Origin of the sequence: Microcystis sp. LE19-131.1A, assembly GCF_027532015.1 — a bacterium.
Classification (GTDB): domain Bacteria; phylum Cyanobacteriota; class Cyanobacteriia; order Cyanobacteriales; family Microcystaceae; genus Microcystis; species Microcystis ichthyoblabe_A.
Genome location: NZ_JAPZSS010000188.1, coordinates 1 through 4,286 on the forward strand (window position 1 = coordinate 1; position 4,286 = coordinate 4,286).

Here is a 4,286-nt window from a genome sequence, read left to right on the forward strand (position 1 = left end):
TGCCTCTGGGTGAAACTGCACCATAATATCAATATCGCTGTCGGGGCGAAAGTCATCGCGCAGGACAGAGCCGAAAAGGGCAAATTCCATCACTTGCCAGCGTTGGCAGAAATCAGCAATTTTTTCTGTCGGCAGATCGATCGCACCTCTCAAGCGGGCGACTGCCGCTGCCTCAGCTAAATCCATTGCTTGTTGGTGAAACGTTTGAATCTGGCTCATTGAAGTAAGGCTCCTCCAGGATTCTGTTTTGTGCTAACGACAGAGATCGGGCGACTGAACTCCACCACAATGATATAGGCTGGCAACCCTTCTGGGTCAGATGCACCAGTTTGTTCGATTTTCTGCTTGACTCTGGCATTAATTTTACTGCGATTGCCGTTATTGCCCCACAGAAACTAGAGGCTCAATTTTACCTTAAATGTCGGCTTGAAGGAACTCTCGGTTTTACCTCGGAGATGAAAGGTTACGCCAATATAAAACAGCACTTCGACAGGCTCAGTGTCCACACTTCAACACATTTCGACAAGCTCAATGTAAAGGCTCAGTGACACGAAGCACAGCTAAAAATAAGCGACCCTGTTGCAATTCTTGCCCCTCTATTTTAACCTAAACATTGGGAATCTTCGCTAACATTCCTCAACTGAGACCACCAGAGCGGCATCGCACTCTAACCCACAGTTTCAATAAATGTACATGGTGCGTTCCCCAAAAATCGATCGGTGGAGCAGTAGGAGTCACATTAGGGAACGCACCCTACAAGAACGGCGATCGCACTGGGAATTGATTTTGCTGATGGCAATATGTTATTCATACTTTTATCCGCCCAACGTTCCTGTTATGTTGCCTGCATAGAACTCATTTTGGCTTCATCCAATCTTTGAGAACAGCCTTACCAACACTGACATACGGATTGTCCAAAAACTCCTCAATTGCAGCTTCACCACCCGTTTGTAACGCACCGACAACACGACGCTTGAAACTAGGAGTGGTTTCATCACTCACGTAAGCCACCTTTTCAGCTTCAGTAACGCTTGGATTAGTTTGTTCTAGCTGTTTGAGAAGACGCTGAATCTCCGCTGCCGCCTCAGCAAGAGTCTGCTTTTGATCTAATTGAACGAATGTGTTGTTGTCAGATCGAGCATATTTGCCAACAGCAGTAGCTTGACTAACATTGTAATAGTCTCCCTCAACACCTAATCTTACTCCTCCTAGAAAACTCCCAATCTCGCTCTTTAGACTTCTAATCTGTTCACGTAGTCGAAATTTATCAGGTACAGAACTTGTAGTCATTAATTGTTCTTCTAGTATCTTTAGGTCTTCCAAAAGCCTTTGTTGACGCAGGGTTTGAATATCTAAAGTACTTGAATTTTTGTTAGATCGTTCTTCTGTTACTATACTTGCAGTCTCAGATTCTTTTGGCGGAATGGATGAGTCAACTGCTTTCAAATTTCTTACTCGTTTCTGTTCACTCCAAGCCACAAAAGCAGTACCAAGACAAAAGCTTAGTGCTATGACAAAACTTGAAGGAGCACCTCCAGCAACTAGTAACATGAGGACAAAACCTATGAATACAGCCACAGTCTGCTGAACTAAGGAAAATAAACCAGCCTTAGCCTCTTCATAGAGATTTAATTCATTATGATTTCCCTGAGCCATGCTTATTACCTCCTTTTAATCCACGCAGATCTACCCAGAAGCGCCCAATGATTCGACCGGCTAGAATAATCCACAGGCAAAAGTCAGATGTGATGATTATAAAACAAGCATAGCGCGATACGCCTAACGGGTTTTCTTGCAGGCATACGTCAAAACCAGAAAAGTCTTTACCGATAATGACACGACCGATGAAACTTGGAAGTTGTAACAAAATACTAAGAGCGATCGCATCTTGTACCGAGAGATAAACGGCTCTCCATAAATCCCCCATTAACCCTCGACCTAAAACATCTAGGGGTTCCCAAACGTTCAGCAACAAGCGCTCTGCTCTTTTACCCGTCTTGGTTTTGAGTTCTGGAAGATTCGGATCTGGCTTTGAAAGAGGTTGAGGGGGTTGCTGACTCATCTAAATCATTTCGGCTCTTCTAGGTTCTGTGTGATCAGCTTAACTTACCATAGAAGCGATCGATCTCTGTGTCCTCTGTGTCTCTGTGGTTCGCTCCACCCCCTAGCTAGCAGGAATGTATCTTAGAATACATTTTATCCACCAAACCTGGGAGAGCCGTTTTCAGTTCACCGATTACTGATGACTGTTTACCGATCACCGAACAAACCCCACCTCTCCGAACAGTTGTCAAGACTCCTGGGGAAAAAGCCGCGTTTGTTTACACAGCTTAATTAAGAGTTGTAACTTTTAATGAACAGGAAGGGAGTCTAGGGCTGAGAGCTTGCTATAGTGAATCCTAGCCGTTTTTTCGCGGCTAGTCATTATCACGTCAGAGCCTTTACTCGTCTCAATCATCATCCCAGAGTAAAATCAATAATCCCTATGGTCAGCACGATCCAAAAACCAGAATTCGAGGAAATCCGTCCGGGTATAAAAGTTCCCGCTAAAGAAACGATCCTCACTCCCCGCTTCTACACCACTGATTTTGAAGCAATGGCGGAAATGTCGATCGCTGCTAACGAGGAAGAACTGAAAGCGATTTTAGAGGAATTCCGTACCGATTATAACCGGCATCACTTCGTTCGCAATCAAGAATTCGATCGCTCTTGGGAGCATATTGATGGCGAAACTCGCCGCTTATTCGTGGAATTTCTGGAAAGATCCTGCACGGCCGAATTTTCCGGCTTTCTTCTCTACAAAGAACTCGGCAGACGTTTAAAAAACAGAAATCCCGTTCTCGCGGAATGCTTTAACCTCATGTCCCGGGACGAAGCGCGTCACGCTGGATTCCTTAATAAGGCTTTATCGGATTTTAACCTCTCCCTTGACTTGGGATTTTTAACCAAAAGCCGTAACTACACCTTCTTTAAACCGAAATTTATCTTCTACGCCACCTATCTTTCCGAAAAAATCGGTTATTGGCGCTATATCACCATTTATCGTCATCTCGAACAACATCCCGAAGATCGGGTTTATCCGATTTTTAACTTCTTCGAGAATTGGTGTCAAGACGAAAACCGTCACGGGGACTTCTTCGATGCGATCATGCGTGCGCAGCCTGATATTCTTAACGATTGGCGCGCTCGTCTCTGGTGTCGTTTCTTCCTGCTTTCGGTCTTCGCTACGATGTACCTCAATGATACTCAGCGTTCTGGTTTTTACGCCATTCTCGGTTTGGACGCTCGCGAGTACGATAAGTATGTAATCGAGAAGACCAATGAAACCGCCGGCCGCGTCTTCCCGATTGTTCTCGATGTGGATAGTCCTGAATTTTATGATCGCCTAGAGATTTGTGTTCGCAATAACGAGGGATTACGGGCGATCGATAGCGAAAACAGTGCCGCACCAGTTAAATTCCTGAAGAAATTGCCGATCTTCGCCTCTAACGCTTGGCAATTCCTCAAATTGTACCTGATGAAACCGATTCGGGTCGATAAATTAGCCGGTAGCGTCCGTTAAAAAGTTTGTTTTCTTGAGACATGGTGAGGGTGGGTGAAACCGCCCTTTTTTTGTCGATAAAATTCTTAAGAAAATCCTCTAACATTTCTATCCTCGCTAGACTGGATCCTAGGGGTGTGAACTAGGTTTTTACTTTTTACTTTTCACTGTCAAAAATATGGCTATTTATAGTGAATTACCCACAGGACAACGTCTCTATCTCGATAATCAGGGGCTGCAGACGATTGTAACCCTCGCTAGTGGTGCAGTGGGACAACAACAGCAGTCTAGCAGTAGTTTTGCCACCGGAGTTTGGACAAAAGAACCCCAAATAGAGATAATTCCCCAAGGGGCAATTATTGAAATTATCACTGAAACCGGACCCCACAGAATCCAAATTCAAGGAAGCAGTATCGGTTTTTCCTCTCCTCATACCTCTGGAGTTTCTCAGTCCTCTCAATCGACCACTGCTACCAGTTTCTCCTCCTCACCGATGCAACCAATGCAACCGATGCAACCGATGAAAATGGGTAATATGTCGATGAATTTTGCCCCTATGGAAATGGAGATGGGAGATATGAAAATGAGTATGGGAGACGCAAAAACCGTCAGTAAAACGCGATTTTGTAGTCAATGCGGGGCAAAAGTAGCGGCAACCGATCGCTTTTGTAGTAGCTGTGGTCATCAGTTACAGTAATAAAACCTGTTTAGCTAAATCTATAACTCCTTTTCGGGCAAAATTTTG

At 44.6% G+C, this 4,286-nt stretch carries 5 protein-coding genes; 2 read left to right on the forward strand and 3 right to left on the reverse strand.

Annotated elements, in window-relative coordinates; translation table 11 throughout:
* The 3 genes from O9323_RS14440 to O9323_RS14450 all read right to left on the reverse strand — a co-directional run.
* Positions 1-186: nucleotidyltransferase family protein (locus tag O9323_RS14440; protein WP_288125328.1), on the reverse strand; the 186-nt coding region annotated here is incomplete at its 3' end.
* Between the two features lie 669 nt (positions 187-855).
* On the reverse strand, positions 856-1,656 hold the full coding sequence (locus tag O9323_RS14445) for a hypothetical protein (RefSeq protein WP_002752011.1): 801 nt from the start codon (positions 1,654-1,656) through the stop codon (positions 856-858).
* Positions 1,637-2,062 carry a hypothetical protein gene (locus tag O9323_RS14450; protein WP_172963183.1) on the reverse strand — a complete coding sequence of 142 codons (426 nt, stop codon included), beginning with the start codon at positions 2,060-2,062 and terminating at the stop codon, positions 1,637-1,639. Before O9323_RS14450 ends, O9323_RS14445 begins: the two co-directional genes overlap by 20 nt.
* Positions 2,063-2,485: 423 nt before the next feature.
* Here O9323_RS14450 and acsF point away from each other — a divergent pair, with 423 nt between their 5' ends.
* Positions 2,486-3,562 carry a magnesium-protoporphyrin IX monomethyl ester (oxidative) cyclase gene (gene acsF, locus O9323_RS14455; protein ID WP_002752007.1) on the forward strand — a complete coding sequence of 359 codons (1,077 nt, stop codon included), beginning with the start codon at positions 2,486-2,488 and terminating at the stop codon, positions 3,560-3,562.
* A 157-nt stretch (positions 3,563-3,719) separates the two neighbouring features.
* Positions 3,720-4,238, forward strand: a complete 519-nt coding sequence (locus tag O9323_RS14460) for a zinc ribbon domain-containing protein (RefSeq protein ID WP_288125327.1) — start codon at positions 3,720-3,722, stop codon at positions 4,236-4,238.
* The last annotated feature ends 48 nt before the right edge of the window (positions 4,239-4,286 follow it).

Bases quoted from the DNA above. Each gene is read 5' to 3' on its own strand.
- O9323_RS14445 (WP_002752011.1), bottom strand. From the start codon at position 1,656: ATGGCTCAGGGAAATCATAATGAATTAAATCTCTATGAAGAGGCTAAG.
- O9323_RS14450 (WP_172963183.1), bottom strand. From the start codon at position 2,062: ATGAGTCAGCAACCCCCTCAACCTCTTTCAAAGCCAGATCCGAATCTT.
- acsF (WP_002752007.1), top strand. From the start codon at position 2,486: ATGGTCAGCACGATCCAAAAACCAGAATTCGAGGAAATCCGTCCGGGT.
- O9323_RS14460 (WP_288125327.1), top strand. From the start codon at position 3,720: ATGGCTATTTATAGTGAATTACCCACAGGACAACGTCTCTATCTCGAT.